Genomic DNA, 18,503 nt, shown 5'->3' on the forward strand with positions numbered 1-18,503 from the left:
ATTCCGAATAAGTATTGATTTGCCCGGCGGGTAAGGCGTGTAGCCGCAGGTCATTAAAAGGGGGTGCGGGGGAAACAGAGCAGACTGCCCTACTCCCGTATATGCCAGTGAAGAAGGTCATTAAGCTTGCAACTCGAATCTTGTTTTGATGCCTGCGACCATGCGGCAACGCTTCCCTTCAACGCGCGGGCGTGTCTCCTTAAGAGTCTTCACAGCCGCGTATAGCTCACGGAAGAAGTTTTCCTTATGCATGGCCTGATAGCCGTTTTCGGAACTGTATTCGCGGTAGGACTTATAGAGTGAGTCTTTAGACTGCTTCGCGCCGTCCTCAAGCTCACACTTATCTTCCACGAAAGCCTGTACGGGGTTATTAAGCCGCCTGTAGTCCATGAGCAGTTCCCTTGTTTCGTCACAACTGGTGAACTTGCCTTGCTCATAAAGACGATGCAGACCGACCAAAGCCCAATGGAAGATTTCGGAAAGCTCATGCTCAACGAGTTCTTCAAAAAGGTGCGGGTTGCGGTCAGGATCGTCTTCAAGAAACTGCTTCTTGAACTCAATGGGCAGCATGCGCCGGAAAAAGCCGTCCGTGTTATCCAGAACGCGGGGCAGCTTGTTAGCGGCAAAGGCCAGCTTGCAGAACGGTGTAAATTCAAAGCTGTCCTTATGCTTGAACGCGCCCTGAATGGCATCACCGGAAACAACGGCCTTAAAGATGGGTGTTTCCATTGCCGCCGATCCGATTTCCGTGGAGATGTTCAGCAGCTTGTTATAGAGGCTGGCCCGGCGGAACTGATCTTCCAAATCCTGAAAGGCCACCGCCGAGCAGTTAGCAGCACACACAAGCTCACGCAGAACTTTAAGAAGTGTCGATTTACCATCAGAACCGGGGCCAAGCAGCAACAGGCACTTTTCAAAGCGCGTATCGCGGGTAAGGCATAAGCCTGCGAATTCTTGAAGCTGGGCAATGGGTTCCGGGGTCTGGACGGTCTGTTCTAGAAACTTCTCCCAACGCTCACAGCGGGCCTCAGAATCCGGGTTAAAAGACACGTTCAGACATATGGTGGAAAAGTAATCGTGTTCGTGTGGTTTTAGCTCAAGCGTCTTAAGGTTGAGCATGCCGTTTTGCAGGCATACCCATTCCTCACGGTCATTGACCGCGCGCCCGTGCGGAAGATTGGAAAGATTGATAGCCAAAGACGTTGCATCGTTCACACGCGCTGTTGTGGCCTCAATGCCGAGGTAGTGCGTAGCCGACTGCTGAAGCGTACCGCGTGAAATCTGTTCCCAGTATTTACCGTTCCAGCGGTAGAGCAACCCGGTCATATCATCAGCAAGCAATGGCTGATCACGCAGGAGCTGATCCGCAAGCAAGCGGGGTTTGAATCTGCCGTCATAAAAGAAGGCCCATTCACTACCCACTTCAAACTCTTTTGGCGGTTCAATCCTGCGCGCCGTGGCGATAAGGTCTTGAAAGTCCTTCGCTGTCTTGCCGAACTTCATGAAGAAGTCGGTAAGGTCACGACCATCCTTTTCGGGCCAGCTTCCATCCGGTTCCCGGCCCATGAAGTCGGGCCACTCAATGACGCGCAGGGAACGCACCACAGGAAGCAAGGCGCGGATAGCTTTTTCCGCATGGGCTTGCCCCGGCTGGTCGGCATCATAGGCAATAATAACGTCACGGCCCACAAACGGCTCTAAATGCTCTTGTGACCAGAGTGTAGTCTTGGATGTTTGAGTCACAGTGGTAAAGCCAAAGGACTCACCGCAAAGCATGTCCGGTTCGCCTTCGCACAGGACTATCGGCCCGGACTTGGCAATCATGGATGGAGCGGGAAACAACCGGGCGTTACCGTATCCCCTACCCCATGAAATGATCTTGTTCTTCAGGTTAGTACCGGGCTTGCGGTAAAGCCGGATATTCCGAAGCTGGCCTTGTGCGTCCCGGATCGGGATAGCAACGCGCATAGGCGCGCCGTTAATGGGCCTGATGTTTTCGTCCCGGTCCCGGTAGCACATCTGCATACGCAGGTCGTGCCGTTTGATTACTTCCGGTGACCAGCCGCGTACCTCTTTGAAAACTTTAAACCAATCAACAGGCAACAGAGCCATCCGGCCCCAGACCTCTTCAGGAATGACAGGAGTGCTACCGCGTTTACTTTCCTTACGCTTCTGCTGAACGGTCTGCCGAGGTTTTGGGGCATCCTTTACGCCTTGCCCGTATTTATCCTTGAAGCTCTTGAATGCTTCATCATTTGCAAGGCCGTTTACCAGCCCGTAAAGCTTGATCAGGTCGCCGCAGTCGGTACACCCGGCAAGGCATTTGAAATAGTCGTCCACAAAATTATAGCCGAAGGATGGATTATCATCCGTATGAAAAGGACATTTGCCGTTCAGCCATTTTCCTTCTTCCTTTGCGACCTCAAACAATGAGCGCGCTATGGTTTTGCGCTCATCTTCGGAAAGATGTGTTCCGGCCCAGCCCATAGTTAGCCCTTTACAAGGTATTTAATGCGGTCACGCCAGAACAGGGCGGAGGAAATCAGTTCCATGATTTCCTTATCGAACTCCGCGAATTCATCAGCCTGAACCTTGCCGTCTTCCATGATGGCGGCGAATTTGACCACCGCGTCACTGAATTCTTTAGTGGTGCGGTTCATGTCGTCTTCAAGCGATTCCGAAAAAATGCCCGCATCAGGAAGCGGGACAACAGCCATATTCATCTGCTGAATTCTCATCGCCATAGGTTGTGAAAGTTCCGGGTGTTAATTCTTTGATTTTCATGAGTACGTCTTAATTTTTGAAAGGTTATATCTATTGTCTGCTATTGCTTTATATAATTAACGGATATGAGTTAGATGATTCAGGTCCGGGAGTGCTATTTTTTTCCTCTCTTTCACTCCGCCCGCACTTAACGCGGGTAGGTATGGCAAAAGTTGGATCTATTATGAGCAAAAAAGTTAAACGAAGACGGAGCAACGAGAGTCCAAGGAGATTCATTTGGACTTATTTGGATGCAAATAGACGAAATGCCCCTGATGATCAGGGGCATTCTGTACTGTATTGGATGGTATTATTTGGGGAGAATTTTTGGGGTGTGGGATTCGAACTTGTGGAGATAAGATTGCTAGGCAGAAAAACATCCCCTAAAGGCCTCGGCTACATCATTATCGTACTCAACCAAATATTGTAGCAAGACAGTACAATGCATTATCAGATCGTGGCTTCTAGCAGGATCTAGGAAAACTTCGCCTCGATATTTACCGCCATGAAATAAATTATTGCGTACTTGTCGAATATATCGAGAAATCTTATGTGAATTTGACGTTGTTGTTGGCAAATCCATATCTACATATCTTAAGAATGTATTCCCATTGGCAGTAGTCATCTGCTGTACCTTTGGCGGAGCATCCAATAAAAATTGTATACTAGCAGAAATGATACCGTCGTTAATGGACGCAAACTCAAAAATATTTGGATTGTCATTGATGAAATTAAACCAATCTACTCCAATAACAATATCTCCATTTAATTTGCAATAACCATTTGCTTTTAATGCGTACTCAACCAATGAAAATAAATGAAAATAGTTTTTTCCAACATCTAGATCAGAACACATAATCTATCTCCGTCAGTCACATTAGAAATTTTTGCGCATTTGAGAATAACTTTACAAAACATCAAAGCTTTAATTTAAAATTATAATAAGCCATGATCAGAATAAAGTCTTCCCTCTCCATCCTCAGAAGTCTCCGTATAAAACCATGCTGTATTGCCATTACGGCTAATTAATGGACGATTAATGTCAAAAGTATGAATTGTTTCTTCAACATCAAATTCACCATTTAAAGGCAATAAAGACTTCGCTACGTGTAGGTAGACATGGTCAATATAACGATTTTTAACAACAAAGCTGTTTAGCATTTCAAAATTACGGTTCAGCTGTTCTACTGCGAACTGTGGACCTTGGCACTCTTCTACTAAAATATGGACAACCCCATGTTTCTTTTCAGGAATTTGTTCAGTTCCCTTTACAAGTAACTTCTTTACATGTCTGACCTGTGCATCAATCGTTGTAGGGTTTACAGTGTTGCGGGTAATGACACTGATAAATTTTATTTGTCTTATTAAATGTCCGCGCCCTTTACAGCTTGCAACTAATTTATAACCAAAATATGGATTGTAGTTTCCTGTAAGCATTTTAAAAAAAGAAGGATCATCAGATTTAAAATATTTGTATTCATTAGCAGCACATGGATTTTCATTCAGTGGTGAACACGTAATGATCACATTCTCTACATCATATATTGTAATTTTTTTTCTTACTAATTTATGCAGCTTATTTATAATTATATCTAAGACACTCTTAGAATCTACATCTTCAACTTTTCCTAAGAAATCAAAATGTAGATGGCAGCTTATTTCACATTCTCGGATGAGTGTTCCTAAAGCACTTGAAAAAGAATACCATTCATCAGCCTCTCTGTAAGTCTCTTGAGTGCCACGTCTTGCTTTCTTACATTCGGCGTAATAGACTAAAGAACCGTCTTTTATTTCTAAGTCTGGTGTTTTCTTGCTTGGGTGCTCTGGTATAAAACGGACATAATCTTTCTTTTTTAGATAGCTAGCCGCAACACCAAATTCAAACAATGTTGAGTCAACGTCATTTGAATTTTCCTTTGCAATAAAACTAAGAAATTTTTCATTAAATCCATCTATTAAACTAATTTTTTCAAAATTACCTAAAAAGTTTGTCATTACAGGCGTTATTCTTGACCCTTCGAATAAATTATAAAGCTCTTTGTCTCGATCTAAATATGAACAAAAGAGTCCTAAATAATAAAACAATCTGTCTTCAGAGTCACGCCAAAGAGCTTTGGGTTTAGGACCAAAATAAGGACCTTGATACGAATTAATTCTTTCTTCCCACTCTTTTTCGCCAAATATATCGACAAATTTTTCATTAAAGGCTTTTAATCCTGATACAGCTCTTTTTATGGCATTAGACATACCTGCACACCTCATCGACAGCTTGTTTGTAGTTCTGTTTACGATACTCACAGGGTCATGTTTAATCAATCATTAGGAAGGAATTCGTCAACAACCCAAACACGCAGTGTGTACCTAAACCTACGTTATCCCCATCACCCCAATCCCCAAGCACCCCCTCACCCAATGTGTGTACCAATGTGTGCCGATGTGTACCCAAATCCCCGGTACACACCAGAGTACACACATCTGGTGCCGGATTGGGCTGGATTACAGCATACAGTATTAGCCTTAAAAACAAAAAAAAGCCCCTAAAATTCAGGGGCTTAATAAACAGTATCGTACTGTATAGGACTATTTATTGGCGGGCAATACAAGATTCGAACTTGTGACCTTCAGCTCCGGAGGCTGACACTCTATCCAACTGAGCTAATTGCCCGCGCCGAGCGTTTTAGTATCCATCGCAGTGCGTTTCTGTCAAGCAGAAAAACTCTGTTTCATCAAATTCTTAAACAAAACCAGGACACCGACCGCATCTTCACGGACGACATTGAAATACGCACTGCCTGCTAGGCTTCTGAAGACTTGAATTTAACGGCCAGCCCCGCAACAACAAGCAGGACAACATCACGAATTATGGTCTCCAGCATGTTTGAGCTTGAGGATGCGTCAGTTGAAAAACATCCGCAGGCCACGTCTATTCCCCGGTACAGATTGGCGGAAAGTGCGCCGATGAAAACCAGCAGCATAATGATTAAAATTGTCGTTGCAGTTTTACTGAGCACATCGCAGACCAGCATGGCTCCGCACGTGAACTCAAGCCAGGGCAGAAAAAATGCCAGCGGACAGATAGCAATGTCCGGAACGAGTTGATAGTTACGGATAATCTCAGCAAACGCTACCGGATCAACAATTTTTCCGACACTGGCTACAATAAAAACGATCCCTAAAATTATGCGTGGAAACGACCTCATATTCATATCAGTTCGCCTCCAGATCCCGACCGAAACTTATCCAGCCGTCAATTCCGTCACTATACACTTTTACCTTCCTGAAGCCGGTTTCTACCAGTTTCTTTGCTACCGTCCTGCTTTTACCGCAGGAAAGACCGTCGCAATATACAACCACAACGCCTTCCCTATCCAACTGCGATGATGATTCCGCAAGTTCTTCATGAATAGCCCAGTAAGGAATGTTTATCGCTCCCGGGATATGCCCCATGGCAAAATCAGTATCACTTCTGGCATCCACCAATTGAATTCCGCCCTTGTCAAATGCTTCCATCAATTCTGAAATTGAAATTTCGGTCACTTCCGCAGGCTGCGGATTTGTCAGCTCCTGCATGGTGTACGCGTGCGGCCTTACCATATTGAATCCGAAGGCTAGACAGGCCGACAGCGCCACCAGAAATACGAACTTGAGCAGCCAGGCTGTTTTTTTGAAGAATTGCATTTATAATCCAGTGTTAATATATCTGATTATTTTCGTTCCGGTAATTTTCATCATGAATTCACATAGCATGAAGTGTGCTGGTCGCGCAACGCAGGCAAGGGGCGGTTTTCAGCCTCTAACAGGCAGGCAACAGGGCCTTGTGCTTAATTAATAAAAAAGGGTGTGTTCAATCGAACACACCCTTTTTTCAGGGAGACCGGATACCCGGGATAAACCGTTACCGCTGCTTCCTTTCGGACCTGACGGGGTTCACAGCGCACCCGCCATCCGGCCTCTCTGAATTATTCGTCTTGCGACGAGGGAAAATACCTATTTATTCAAGGCAGAATTGTCAAGCTTTATCGTCAGAAAACTGTATTTTTTTCAATCATAACCCAACCGCCAGACATATACACCAAATAACAGAACCAACGTTTTTTATCCTTTATTTGTTACAGGCTTTACGTGTACTCTTTCTTAAACAAACTGAACATATATCGGAGATATTCATGAACGCAAAGAACGTTAAGGACGTCAAAGGCACAAAAGTACAGAAAATAGGCTACAAGGGACGTGATTGCGAAGTAAAAGGGGTCACCATAAAATGGCTGTCCAAATCAGGTCAGGACGCAAACGGACAGCCTGAATACGGCCTGCGCCATTTCACGGTTGAACCTGGCGGAGAAATCCCTGCTCACAACCATTTTTACCTGCAGACAGTATACATTGAAAAAGGTAATTTCGAATGCTTCACCTACCATCCTGAAACTGACGCCGTTGTGGACAGCAAAATATGCGGCCCCGGAGATTTCGTCTACTCCGAATGCATGGAGCCTCACGGCATGAAGAACATCAGCGAAACGGAAGAAGCAACCTTCCTCTGCTGCATCTGCAATGTATACGACAAGGAATAAACTGTTCGGTAATGCTCCCGTACTTCGGGAGCATTACTACCGGATCACTTCTTGTTTTTCAGGACATCCTGAAATTCCTGCCCGTAAATGTGCAGCATGACCATCAGGAAAGTAAGAATGAGCGGGCCGTAGAGAATCCCCAGCGGACCGAATGAATTTATACCGCCGAGAATTGCCAGGAAAACATAAACCGTTGAAACGCGCGAGGCCTCCCGAAGAATTACGGGGCGCAGCACCGTGTCTATTCCGGTTACCAGAATACCGCACCAGAGAAGCAGAAAAATCGCCATCTTTATCTTTCCCACGATGAACAGATAGGCGGCGGCAGGCACCCAGATAAGCCCGGTGCCCAGTACAGGAATCAGCGCTGTAAAGCTCATCATGGTTCCCCAGAATAAAGCCGGTATTCCGGCAATGGCCAACCCTATCCCTCCTACCACGCCCTGCAGCGCAGCAATGAACAGGCTGCCGAAAAGCACTGATTTGGAAACCTTGCGCAGACTGTTGAGGATAAAATCCTCCTGCTCTACCTTGAGGGGCGAAAGATACCTTATCTTGGCAAAAAAATGATCACCGTCCTTGAGAAAGGTGAAGACAAGAAAGGTCATTATCAGAAAATGCGCCGCAAGACTGGCCATGTTACCGGCAAGCCATGTCCCGGAAGTAAGCATGGTCTGCCCGAAGGTTCTGGATATTTCCAGAACCTTGGTCTGAACATCTCTGGAACTTATTTCTATGAAAGGAAATGTACTCTCAAACCACTTGAGGTATCCGTCATATTTATCCGAGCTGAATAGCTTTGAAAAATCGGTAGTCCTGATCCATTCGTTGATTGCCGTAACGGAATCAACCCCCTGCCCTATCAGACCCAGAAAAAAGATCACCGCCGGAATGATAATGGCGAAAACAATTATACAGACAGTCAGAAACGCGGCGAGACTGGTCCGGTTGCCGAGGCGGTTTCTCAATCTGAGGGTCAAAGGATAAAAAATGCCGGTAAGAACAACAGATATGATTATCGTATTCAGAAAAGGCTTGGCTACCGAGTACCCCAGAGCGATTGCCGAAGTAAGCAGCAGGATCAGAAAAAAAGTATATATGGCCGGAGATTTGATAATCTCTTTATCTGGAGAATTCATTATTGCGCCTTAAAAAACGAATTGAGTTGATAAAAAACAAGCGTATATTTCCAGATAAAACCGCCCGGCACAATTAAAATCAGGCAGATTTGAAAATGTGATCCGCCATGACCGCGAGGGTTTTATCCGCCTCTGCCCTGACACGGGAAACAAACTTTTCAAGAAACAAAATATCGCCGCAAGAAATATTTTTCTCCATTTCATCTGTCAAAACCTGTATCCCGTGGGCTCCTACATCCATAGCAAGGCCGCGTAAAGCCATTATCTCGACCTTCAACCCCTCCACATCGCAACTGTCGGCACAGGTTTCCATCTTCGCAATATGCCGAGGCACAAGCTCAATAAAATGGGTATATATTTCGCGCAGGAGATCAACGTTTCCATCAAGACGTTCAATTACTGAATTAAAATCGATGCAGGAAGAATCCTGCGCATTCGGCTTACAGCACTCGGTCCTTTCTTCTGTCCCTCCGGCACCGTCTATGACCATATTCATGGCTTCAAGGAGCCCGGAAGATCTGAACGGTTTTGACAGATAGCCGTTCATCCCCACTTCCAGACAACGTTCCCGATCACCTTTCATGGCATGGGCTGTGAGTGCAAGAATCGGGGTCTCCGGATCAATCTCCGGGATGCTGCCGCTGCGGATAATTCTTGTCGCTTCAAGGCCGTCCATAACAGGCATCTGAATATCCATTACGACCATGTCGTATTTCTTCTTTTGGAGCTCAACAAGCACATCACGGCCGTTTTCAACAATATCAAGGTCGCAGTTGGCCTTTTCAAGAAAAGCGCTGACAACTCTGCGAGTGATGATGTTGTCATCGGCAAGAAGGACCCTTTTCATGCTGTTAAAAATTCGATTTTCAACCTCATCCGTATCAGAATTACTCGATAATTCAGTCTCTGAGGAAGTCCTGAACACCGCGGTAAAGAAAAAACTGCTGCCGACACAGGGTTCTGTTTCCAGCCACATGGTACCCTTGAGCATATTGACCAGATTATATGAAATGGTAAGCCCTAGCCCTATCCCGCCGTGCTTTCTGGTCATGTAGTCTTCAAGCTGGGTGAAACTCTCAAAAATGGTATCAGCCTTATCCCTTGAAATACCTACACCGGTATCACTGACTGCAAACAGCAACCTTACACATCCGTCCGGATACGGTTCTGAAGCATAATCGTCCGGCATTACTTCCACGCAGATACCGCCTTTGTCGGTATACTTGATGGCATTGCTTATGAGGTTGTTCAAGACCTGCATCAGCCTTCCGGAATCCCCTTTAATTTCGCCGGAAATTTCAGGATGGATGAAGCATTCCATCTGCAGACCCTTTTTCGCGGCCTGACTGCTGTGGGTATTCATAATGAGCGCAAGAGTCCTGCGGGGATCAAAAAGCCCTTCCCGTAGCTCAAGAATTCTCCTTTCTATCTTGGAATAATCCAGCAGGTCGTTCAACACCCTTAAGAGAGAATTGGCCGACCCCTTGATTAATTCAACATATTCCTGCTGTTCGGAATCCAGTCCTGAATTCATCAGGATTTCGCTTAAGCCGAGAATCCCGTTCATCGGAGTTCTGAGCTCGTGACTGATGGTTGCCAGAAACGAGCTTTTGGCTTCGTTTGCCGCCTGAGCATCATGAACCGCCTGACGAAATTCCTGTTCCATGGAATGCTTGTACAGTGCGATTTCAATGGCGGAACGCAGGTCGCGCTCCTCAAAAGGCTTCAGAAGATAACCGAATGGACCGGATAGCTTGGCTCTGTTCAAGGTCTGTTCATCGGAATACGCGGTGAGGAAAACGACCGGAATATCAAACGATTTGATTATGAAGTTGGATGCTTCAACACCGTCCATGGCTCCGCTGAGCTTAATGTCCATCAAAACAAGGTCCGGCTTTAATCTGGAAGTCTTTTCAATGGCATCCTGTCCTGAAACAGCGTCTCCGGCGATTGCATAGCCCAAACGTTTGAGCGTGGCCTGAATATCCAGATTGACTATTCGCTCGTCATCGACAACCAGGATTCGTTTTCCGGTCATTTCTATACCCCGTCTACATAAATTGATTGCTGAACAACGATCACTATAATTTATATTTTAAGCGCCGCAAGCAGCATTCGTCCATTCTCTTACACAAAAAAGCCGATTCTGAAAACATCAGAACCGGCGTGTATTTCAATGTCTGCGGCGATTGACGGCTACAGAATCTGATCAAGGAATTTTTTCAGCCGCGGATGTTCCGCATTCTTGAAAAATTCATCCGGCGGCGCACAGGCGATTATCCGGCCGTCTTCCATGAAGACAACCCTGTCCGCAACTTCACGGGCAAAACCCATTTCGTGCGTTACAACCACCATGGTCATTCCTTCTTTGGCCAGTGTTTTCATTACATCCAGAACTTCACCGATCATTTCAGGATCAAGTGCCGAAGTGGGCTCGTCAAAAAGCATAATTTTCGGATTCATGGCCAATGCGCGGGCAATCGCAACACGCTGCTGCTGCCCCCCGGAAAGCTTCGAAGGATATACATTCGCCTTTTCACGTATCCCGACCTTCTTGAGCAGGTCAACAGCGATTGCCCTGGCTTCAGCCTTGTCCATACCCTTTAATTTCACCGGGGCCATGGTCAGGTTTTCCAGAACAGTCTTGTGCGGAAAAAGGTTGAAGGACTGGAAAACCATGCCCAACTCCTGACGAATGGTGTTGATATTATTTTCCTTGTCATGCACATCCAACCCATCAACAATGATTGAACCCTTGTTGATTTCCTCCAAACGGTTGATGGAGCGCAGCAACGTACTCTTCCCCGATCCGGAGGGACCGATAATAACTACCTTTTCCCCCTGGGCTATATCAAGTGAAACATTGCTGAGTGCGGCCAGATCGCCGTAAAATTTATAAACATCCTTAATCTGGATAATAGGATTATCTGTCATAGTGGTTCAACCTCTCTTCCATGTTGCTCACAGCCTTTGAAAGAATCAGGGTAATTACCAGATAGATCAGGGCTATCATGGTATAAGTTTCAAAATACTGGAAACTTTCAGCGGCAAACTCACGTCCGCGTCTGAGAATATCGGCAACGGCCAGGATTGAAACCAGCGAGGAATCCTTGAGCAACGCGATAAATTCGTTTCCTACCGGCGGCAGGATTGTCCGCCATGCCTGAGGCAGGATGACCAGAAACATGGTCTGGCGCCTGTCGAATCCGAGAGATCTTGCGGCTTCGGTCTGTCCATCATCAATGGATTCTATCCCGGCACGAAAGACTTCGCCCATATACGCGCCGTAGCATACGCTCATGGCAATAATGGCCGAAAGCATATCCGGAACCTGCAAGACCCTGCCCATGGCGTAATAGATGTAGAAAAGCTGGACGAGAAGCGGAATACCTCGGACGACTTCAACATAGGTGGAAGCAATGAGGTTTATGAAACTGTTGCGTGAAATCCTGCCCAGTCCGGTGAAAAGACCTATAACCAGTGCTCCCAGAATGGAACAGATTGTAACCTCGAATGTGACAACAATACCATCGGGAACAAACAGCAGAATGTCCCGGTACGGATCCGGTTTGGCTATGATCAGATAGGCAATTATCCCCAGCGCACCTATAAAAGAAACCCACCAGGCATTAAGCAGCCCGGAATCGTTTTTAACAGGAATACCCGCCCCGTCCGTAACGTCAATTTTTACTTTTTTATCTTTCATCGTTTATTTCACCCGACCTGCATGAAAGGGGCCGGGATCGGTATAAACTTTTCCGATCCCGGCCCTTTGTTTACAAACTCAAGCCACCCGGCTCATATTTTTAGTTGCTTCCGAACCATTTGGCTTTGATCTTGTCATAAGTGCCATCAGCTCTTACAGCGGAAAGCCCTTTGTTGATGAGATCCAGAATCTTGGTGTTTCCTTTGCTGACGGCTACACCGAGGTATTCAGACTCAACACCTTCGATAATAAAGGCAATTTTGAGCTTCTTTGCGTACTCTTCCTGCTGCAGGGCAAAGTCTGCTGCAATGGGGTCATCGCAGACAACAGCGGAAAGACGTCCGTTGTACAGGTCTTCCATGGCCAGTCCGATTTCATCGTAGGATTTGGGAACTACCCCTTCAACATTCTTGATGGCGAAGAATCCGGTGGTACCGATCTGCGCGCCTACAGGCTTGCCCTTGAAACCGTTCAGGTCTGTGGCAGCGCAATCCTTGGGAGTTACGACAGCCTGCTTGACCTGAAAATACGGAGCGGTAAAGTCCATGGCTTTCTTGCGTTTTTCGTTAATGGAAACGGAGGAGCAGATGGCATCATACTTACCAGCGGCAAGTCCGGCGAAAATGCCATCCCAGGCTACGTTCTTGATCTTCACTTCATATCCGGCAGCCTTGGCGCAGGCTTTCATGAGATCTACTGAAAACCCTACAATCTGCTTATCCTTGTTCACAAACTCCATGGGGGGCCAGGTGCAGTCGGAAGCAATTGTAATTACGGGTGCGTTGCTGCCTGCGTAAGCCGGAAAGGCGGCAAACATTGTCAGCATAAGAACAGCTATAATCCTCTTGAGCATAATCATCCTCCAAAAAAAGTTAAAATACCCTTAATTAATAGCCTTGAAATTTATATAATTTGCGAACCATGTCAATACGGGTTTACGCGGCCCCATTGGTTTTGCGAGAATTATTAATGATGTAAAAAATGATTTCTTGAATTTTATTTATAAAAAAGGTATTTTTTCTGATTATTTTTTCAAAGGGGCGTTTTTTCATGAAAAACAAAGTCAAAGAAGAACGACAGGAAGCCGTGGAGGTTGTCTGTCCCAAATGCAGGGAAACCCGCATTGTTTACTTTCCCAAGGAATCAATGCCGACCTGCCCGGTTTGCAAGGTTGAAATGATTGTGAAGGAAGTTCTTACTGAGGGCAAATACGGTTAGTATGCCGGGTGATACATCGTTTTTTTGACTTGTGAGTGAAAATGAAGACAATAAGGAGTACAAAAATGAAAAAAATCTGCTTAATGCTTGTTATGCTGCTGAGCCTTGCAGTAGCCGCCAATGCTTCGGACATTGAACTGGCCAAAAAATCCACGCTGAATTCCATCCTCAAAAGCGGAGAATTGCGCTGCGGAATTTCTTCAGGCTACATTCCCTTTCAGATGACCGACAAAACCGGACGCATTGTCGGTTTTGAAATCGACCTCGCCCGCGAAATGGCCAAAGCCATGGGTGTGAAATTCGTTCCGGTCAACATGGAATTCGACGGTATTATCCCGGCTCTGCTGACCAATAAAATTGACATCATTACCGCCGGTATGACTGTCAATCAGGAACGCAACCTGCAGATCAACTTCGCCAATCCGTTCATGGTCATCGGCCAGACCGCTCTGGTAAACAAAAAGCTGGAAGGCAAAATCAAATCCTACAAGGATCTGAACAACCCCGAATACACCGTAGTATCCAAGCTCGGAACCACCGGTGAACAGGCTGCCAAACGTCTGCTGCCCAAAGCCAAATACAAATCCTTCGACCTTGAAACAGACGCAGCCCTTGAAGTTCTCAACGGCAAGGCCGCAGCAATGATCTACGACCTGCCCTTCAACGCCATATTCATGGCCGAACAGGGTGCCGGAAAGCTCTTTTTCCTTGATACACCCTTCACCTACGAGCCTCTGGGCTGGGGTGTCCGCAAAGGCGATCCCGATTTCATCAATTTCCTGAACAACTTCCTGAACCAGATCAAGAACGATGGTCGCTACGACAAGCTCTACCACAAATGGTTCGAAAGCACCGCTTGGCGCAAGAACATTCAGTAGTTCCAGACAGCAATAATCATTCCGGGGGGGCGGATATCCGCCCTCCTGTTTTTTTGTAATTTAAACCGGTTTGAAGATTATGAACGGAACAACTTTAAGATCTCCCGGCCTTGGCCGGAACAATGAGCTTTTCTGGAAAACTGTTTTCTTTGTGGGGCTGTTCGCGACATTAGGCGGACTGTACTGGGCCACACTGCAGGTCGACTACGTCTGGCGGTGGGAACGGATTCCGAACTACTTTTATTATGAAGATGAGATGGATGTAACCTCAACAATTGAGGGTCACATATCATCAATAAAAGAAACCGGAAAAAAAGCGCTGATTGTGGTTACCGGGGAAGAGAACGAGTCGGAGCAGTACGAAGTTCCTATGGACGGGCTCCGAGTGTACCAGGGTGACACTATTTTTGTCGGCGACACTCTGGGAGTCGTCAAGGAATGGAAAATTGGTGTCATAACCAAAGGCCTCATAATTACCCTCAAGGTAAGCGCCATTGCCATCGTATTCGGCATAATCCTCGGGTTGGCCACAGGGCTCGCCAGAATCTCACAGAATCCGGCGCTGCGCCTTTCCGCAATAACCTATATTGAACTGATCCGCGGGACGCCCCTGCTTGTACAGATGTTCATCTGGTATTTCGTACTCGGCACACTGGTCAACAACCTGCTTGCCAAATACGATATCGGACAGATTGAACCTCTGTGGTTCGGCATAGCATCTCTGGCAATCTTTGCGGGAGCCTATGTGGCTGAAATAGTCCGCGCCGGCATACAATCCGTCCACAGAGGACAGATGGAAGCAGCCAGATCACTGGGGATGAACAAGAGTCGGGCCATGATCCACATCATCCTGCCCCAGGCGTTCAGGAGAATTCTACCCCCCCTTGCCGGTCAGTTCATCAGTATGATCAAGGACTCGTCTCTTCTCGGCGTCATCGCAATACGGGAACTTACCAAGGCCACAAGGGAAGCTGTGTCCACCAGCCTGCAGCCGTTTGAACTCTGGTTCATCTGCGCCCTGCTGTATCTGGTGCTCACCTTTGCCTTCTCCATGTTTGTTCAGTATCTGGAAAAGAGAATGGTGCAGAGATAATGATTGAAGTAAAAAACATATACAAGACGTTTTACGTGCCGCACGAAGTTCAGGCTCTTTCCGATGTATCCCACACGGTGAACAAGGGAGAGGTTGTTGTTGTGATCGGCCCTTCAGGGTCCGGAAAGTCGACCTTCCTGCGTTGCCTTAACCGTCTGGAATACGCCGATGCCGGGCAGATATTCATTGATGGAGTGGATATTCTGTCTCCGAAGACGGATATCAATAAAATCCGTGAGGAAGTAGGAATGGTCTTCCAGTCCTTCAACCTCTTTCCGCACAAGACAGTTCTGGAAAACCTGACCATAGCCCAGACCGTGGTAAGGAAAAGAAGCAAAAAAGAAGCAACGGAAACCGCCATGGCCCTGCTGAAAAAAGTAGGCATACACGAAAAAGCCGGAGTCTATCCGACTCAGCTTTCCGGCGGTCAGCAGCAGCGGGTGGCCATAGCACGCTCCCTGGCCATGAATCCGAAGGTACTGCTCTTCGACGAACCCACTTCCGCACTTGACCCCGAAATGGTCGGCGAAGTTCTGGACGTAATGAAGAAAGTCGCCAAGGAAGGAATGACCATGGTTGTTGTCACCCACGAAATGGGCTTTGCCCGCGAAGTTGCGGACGAAGTAGTATTCATGGATCAGGGCATGATTATCGAAAAAGGAACCCCGGAACATTTTTTCCAAAACCCGGAATCTGACCGCACAAAACTTTTTCTCAGTCAGATTCTTTAAACATAACCAAATGCGCCAAAACAAAAGCCGCCAGGGTCACCACCTGGCGGCTTTTCTAATATTTCAATAAAATTCTTAAAAACAAACCAACCTAGAATCGCTACGCATCATCGCGCCTATCCCGCACATTCTTCATCGTCAGCCCGGCAACACATCCGACCAGCATCCCAAGAAGCAATGCCCTTTGAAAGTCCATGAAAAACCACCCGGCAATAGCTCCGACCGAGCCTCCGACAAGAATCCCGCGAGCCATGCATTCAAGCAGACGCTCAAAATTTTTATCCACTTTTTTATCTGTCATTTCAATTCCTTCTTGCCGCGAATAAATTCATCGATCTGATCCGCCTGCTGATTTGATATATTCAAGAACTGGACGCCTATGCCGGGAAAATGATTCAGCCTGCCCCATGGAACAACCCACTGGACCAAAGATTTTATGGGAGTTTTGTCATCCAGTTCCTTGACTACAATCCACGCGTAATCTCCTTTTTTCCAATTGGATACGGAAAAGAAAAAACCGCCTTCCGTTGAAAAGTTGAGCGTCACGCTTTTTTCAATCTGGCTGCCCGGAGAATTGAGATCACGGTTGAGAATAACATTCAAGACCTTGTTGGCCCTCTTTGTACCCCGCAGAGACCTGGCCGGAAAACTGTTACAACTCTCAAGTATAAAGGTTTTCAGATCACCTGAAGTCCCGGAAAACCTCCCCGAAGGAATTCCTCTTATTCCGCTTGAAGCGTTGTAGTTGATACGGAGCACAGGAAAATTGTCCATCAGAAGATTTGCTTCTGCCTTGTCTGCAGCTCCTGAACGCAGCAGCGTAGGCACATCGATAATGAATCCGTTGCACCTAACCTGATTGTGCATCTCGGAAAGATCCAGCAGTGATTCGGACACGTCAAAAGCAACACCGAATTCTCTCAGTGCTTTAATATAAGCCTCGCGTCCCGATCCAGGGCCGGATACAAGAATAATTCTCACTTCATCCACTCTTAGAATGACCTCCCGCAAATAAATATCTGCTTGGCTTAACGCTGATATCAATATACACTTACAAAAGCAAAACAAGCATTATTATTGCCAATCTCAGCAAAACATTTTAACAGGTTTCAATGAATTCTGGGCAATACAATTTCGTATTTTAAATATAAGACAAAAACCAAAACGCGCCAACCCCACGGGAAAGACACATTAATGGAAGAATCTCCAAAAGTACTGACTATTGATGACGACGAAGGGGTACGAATATCCATTGCCCACTACCTGGAAGACAGCGGTTACACCGTTCTGCAGGCATGTAACGGATCTGAAGGACTGAGGATTTTCAGAACCGAAGATCCTGACGTAGTACTCCTTGACCTGCGGATGCCCGAAATGGACGGACTCTCTGTTCTTGAGGCCCTTGGGCAGGAAGCACCCCGGACCCCGGTGATCATTGTTTCCGGAACAGGTTCATTTGAAGACGTCATTGCCACAGTTCGCCTGGGATCATGGGACTATATTCCCAAACCCATAACAAATCTTTCAGTTTTGGAAAACTCCATTGAGCGAACCCGGGAAAGGGCCCGGCTGCTGGTGGAAAACGAGCGATACAAAGAAGAACTTGAACGTAAAATCCGTAAACGGACCGAAGAACTTCAGAGAATCAACAAAATCCTGTCCGAAGAAATTTCCGCCAGAGAAAAATCGGAACAACTTGTAAGGGCCTCCCTAGCGGAAAAAGAGGTCATGCTCAAGGAAATTCACCACAGAGTAAAAAACAACCTGCAGGTCATATCAAGCCTGCTCAGCCTGCAAAGCGGATATACGGACGACAAGGAGGCCGGTGCCCTGCTCAAGGAATGTCAGCACAGGGTGCGCTCAATGTCCATGCTGCACGAAAAACTGTATCGGTCGCAGGATCTTTCACGCATCGACATGAAAGAGTATACCTTGACTCTGATCAATTTTCTGCTGCGTTCCTACTGTGTGGAAGGACAGATCGAACCGCACCTCGATATCAACGACATCCATCTGGGAATAGATTCCGCGATTCCCTGCGGACTGATCATCAACGAGCTCGTATCCAACGCACTTCGGCACGCGTACCCGGAAGGTGCTTCCGGCTCTCTGGACATATCCATGAATACAATCGGAAAAAATATTGAGCTTCAGGTTTCCGACAACGGCGTGGGGATGCCGGAGGATTTTACCATAGGCTCCACCAGAACGCTGGGCATGACTCTCGTAGATACACTTGCCCAGCAACTTAGAGGCAGTGTAAGCCTCAGCAATAACAACGGCGCCTGCATACAGATCATCTTCCCGGCCAAACAGGAGACTTGATTGTAATTGAAAGGCGGTGTAGCTTGCTTTTCGTGATGCTTTCCGTAGAACCACATATTTTATATTAATAAGGATTGAA

General features: G+C 46.6%; 19 protein-coding genes, 1 tRNA gene and 1 other RNA gene. 6 read left to right on the forward strand and 15 right to left on the reverse strand.

The window, feature by feature from the left end; translation table 11 throughout:
- Positions 1 to 120 precede the first annotated feature (120 nt).
- The 8 genes from ACKU4E_RS04965 to ffs form a co-directional block, all read right to left on the reverse strand.
- Complete coding sequence (locus tag ACKU4E_RS04965) at positions 121 to 2,487, reverse strand: phage/plasmid primase, P4 family (protein ID WP_320169977.1); 2,367 nt, start codon at positions 2,485 to 2,487, stop codon at positions 121 to 123.
- Between the two features lie 2 nt (positions 2,488 to 2,489).
- Entirely contained in the window at positions 2,490 to 2,744 is a 255-nt protein-coding gene (locus tag ACKU4E_RS04970) for a phage regulatory CII family protein (protein WP_320169978.1), read from the reverse strand.
- A gap of 383 nt (positions 2,745 to 3,127) precedes the next feature.
- Positions 3,128 to 3,619, reverse strand: a complete 492-nt coding sequence (locus tag ACKU4E_RS04975) for a hypothetical protein (RefSeq protein ID WP_320169979.1) — start codon at positions 3,617 to 3,619, stop codon at positions 3,128 to 3,130.
- Between the two features lie 80 nt (positions 3,620 to 3,699).
- The gene (locus ACKU4E_RS04980) at positions 3,700 to 5,010 is read right to left on the reverse strand and encodes a hypothetical protein (RefSeq protein ID WP_320169980.1); all 1,311 of its coding nucleotides are present in this window, start codon (positions 5,008 to 5,010) and stop codon (positions 3,700 to 3,702) included.
- A 341-nt stretch (positions 5,011 to 5,351) separates the two neighbouring features.
- Positions 5,352 to 5,428, reverse strand: a tRNA-Arg gene (locus tag ACKU4E_RS04985).
- Between the two features lie 130 nt (positions 5,429 to 5,558).
- Entirely contained in the window at positions 5,559 to 5,969 is a 411-nt protein-coding gene (locus tag ACKU4E_RS04990; RefSeq protein ID WP_320169981.1) for a MauE/DoxX family redox-associated membrane protein, read from the reverse strand.
- 1 nt (position 5,970) lies between these two features.
- Positions 5,971 to 6,441 (reverse strand): rhodanese-like domain-containing protein, encoded by a 471-nt coding sequence (locus ACKU4E_RS04995; RefSeq protein WP_320169982.1) that lies wholly within the window; start codon positions 6,439 to 6,441, stop codon positions 5,971 to 5,973.
- 184 nt (positions 6,442 to 6,625) lie between these two features.
- Positions 6,626 to 6,721, reverse strand: an RNA gene (gene ffs, locus ACKU4E_RS05000) — signal recognition particle sRNA small type.
- 208 nt (positions 6,722 to 6,929) lie between these two features.
- Between ffs and ACKU4E_RS05005 the strand changes: the two genes are divergently transcribed.
- Positions 6,930 to 7,334 carry a cupin domain-containing protein gene (locus tag ACKU4E_RS05005; protein ID WP_320169983.1) on the forward strand — a complete coding sequence of 135 codons (405 nt, stop codon included), beginning with the start codon at positions 6,930 to 6,932 and terminating at the stop codon, positions 7,332 to 7,334.
- 44 nt (positions 7,335 to 7,378) lie between these two features.
- Here the strand turns inward: ACKU4E_RS05005 and ACKU4E_RS05010 are convergent, their stop codons facing one another.
- The 5 genes from ACKU4E_RS05010 to ACKU4E_RS05030 all read right to left on the reverse strand — a co-directional run bounded on the left by ACKU4E_RS05010 (position 7,379) and on the right by ACKU4E_RS05030 (position 13,032).
- Positions 7,379 to 8,473 carry an AI-2E family transporter gene (locus ACKU4E_RS05010; protein ID WP_320169984.1) on the reverse strand — a complete coding sequence of 365 codons (1,095 nt, stop codon included), beginning with the start codon at positions 8,471 to 8,473 and terminating at the stop codon, positions 7,379 to 7,381.
- A gap of 79 nt (positions 8,474 to 8,552) precedes the next feature.
- Entirely contained in the window at positions 8,553 to 10,511 is a 1,959-nt protein-coding gene (locus ACKU4E_RS05015; RefSeq protein WP_320169985.1) for a response regulator, read from the reverse strand.
- A gap of 158 nt (positions 10,512 to 10,669) precedes the next feature.
- Complete coding sequence (locus ACKU4E_RS05020; protein ID WP_320169986.1) at positions 10,670 to 11,407, reverse strand: amino acid ABC transporter ATP-binding protein; 738 nt, start codon at positions 11,405 to 11,407, stop codon at positions 10,670 to 10,672.
- Positions 11,397 to 12,179 carry an amino acid ABC transporter permease gene (locus tag ACKU4E_RS05025; RefSeq protein WP_320169987.1) on the reverse strand — a complete coding sequence of 261 codons (783 nt, stop codon included), beginning with the start codon at positions 12,177 to 12,179 and terminating at the stop codon, positions 11,397 to 11,399. The genes ACKU4E_RS05020 and ACKU4E_RS05025 overlap by 11 nt, the downstream gene beginning before the upstream one ends.
- Positions 12,180 to 12,279: 100 nt before the next feature.
- Positions 12,280 to 13,032 carry a basic amino acid ABC transporter substrate-binding protein gene (locus ACKU4E_RS05030; protein ID WP_320169988.1) on the reverse strand — a complete coding sequence of 251 codons (753 nt, stop codon included), beginning with the start codon at positions 13,030 to 13,032 and terminating at the stop codon, positions 12,280 to 12,282.
- A gap of 197 nt (positions 13,033 to 13,229) precedes the next feature.
- On the opposite strand from ACKU4E_RS05030, the gene ACKU4E_RS05035 reads away from it, so the two are divergent.
- The 4 genes from ACKU4E_RS05035 to ACKU4E_RS05050 all read left to right on the forward strand — a co-directional run bounded on the left by ACKU4E_RS05035 (position 13,230) and on the right by ACKU4E_RS05050 (position 16,099).
- Positions 13,230 to 13,397, forward strand: coding sequence for a hypothetical protein (locus ACKU4E_RS05035; protein WP_320169989.1), 168 nt, complete (start codon positions 13,230 to 13,232; stop codon positions 13,395 to 13,397).
- Positions 13,398 to 13,462: 65 nt separating this feature from the next.
- Positions 13,463 to 14,275 carry a transporter substrate-binding domain-containing protein gene (locus ACKU4E_RS05040; protein ID WP_320169990.1) on the forward strand — a complete coding sequence of 271 codons (813 nt, stop codon included), beginning with the start codon at positions 13,463 to 13,465 and terminating at the stop codon, positions 14,273 to 14,275.
- A 79-nt stretch (positions 14,276 to 14,354) separates the two neighbouring features.
- Positions 14,355 to 15,368: an ABC transporter permease subunit gene (locus tag ACKU4E_RS05045; RefSeq protein ID WP_320169991.1), complete on the forward strand. Its 1,014-nt coding sequence runs from the start codon at positions 14,355 to 14,357 to the stop codon at positions 15,366 to 15,368.
- Positions 15,368 to 16,099 carry an amino acid ABC transporter ATP-binding protein gene (locus ACKU4E_RS05050; RefSeq protein WP_320169992.1) on the forward strand — a complete coding sequence of 244 codons (732 nt, stop codon included), beginning with the start codon at positions 15,368 to 15,370 and terminating at the stop codon, positions 16,097 to 16,099. The genes ACKU4E_RS05045 and ACKU4E_RS05050 overlap by 1 nt, the downstream gene beginning before the upstream one ends.
- A gap of 100 nt (positions 16,100 to 16,199) precedes the next feature.
- Here ACKU4E_RS05050 and ACKU4E_RS05055 read toward each other — a convergent pair whose 3' ends face one another.
- Positions 16,200 to 16,400, reverse strand: a complete 201-nt coding sequence (locus ACKU4E_RS05055) for a hypothetical protein (RefSeq protein ID WP_320169993.1) — start codon at positions 16,398 to 16,400, stop codon at positions 16,200 to 16,202.
- Positions 16,397 to 17,080: a PilZ domain-containing protein gene (locus tag ACKU4E_RS05060; RefSeq protein ID WP_320169994.1), complete on the reverse strand. Its 684-nt coding sequence runs from the start codon at positions 17,078 to 17,080 to the stop codon at positions 16,397 to 16,399. The genes ACKU4E_RS05055 and ACKU4E_RS05060 overlap by 4 nt, the downstream gene beginning before the upstream one ends.
- A 213-nt stretch (positions 17,081 to 17,293) precedes the next feature.
- Here ACKU4E_RS05060 and ACKU4E_RS05065 point away from each other — a divergent pair, with 213 nt between their 5' ends.
- Positions 17,294 to 18,424 (forward strand): histidine kinase dimerization/phosphoacceptor domain -containing protein, encoded by a 1,131-nt coding sequence (locus ACKU4E_RS05065; protein WP_320169995.1) that lies wholly within the window; start codon positions 17,294 to 17,296, stop codon positions 18,422 to 18,424.
- Positions 18,425 to 18,503: the final 79 nt, after the last annotated feature.

The organism is Maridesulfovibrio sp., from assembly GCF_963677005.1.
GTDB lineage: Bacteria > Desulfobacterota > Desulfovibrionia > Desulfovibrionales > Desulfovibrionaceae > Maridesulfovibrio.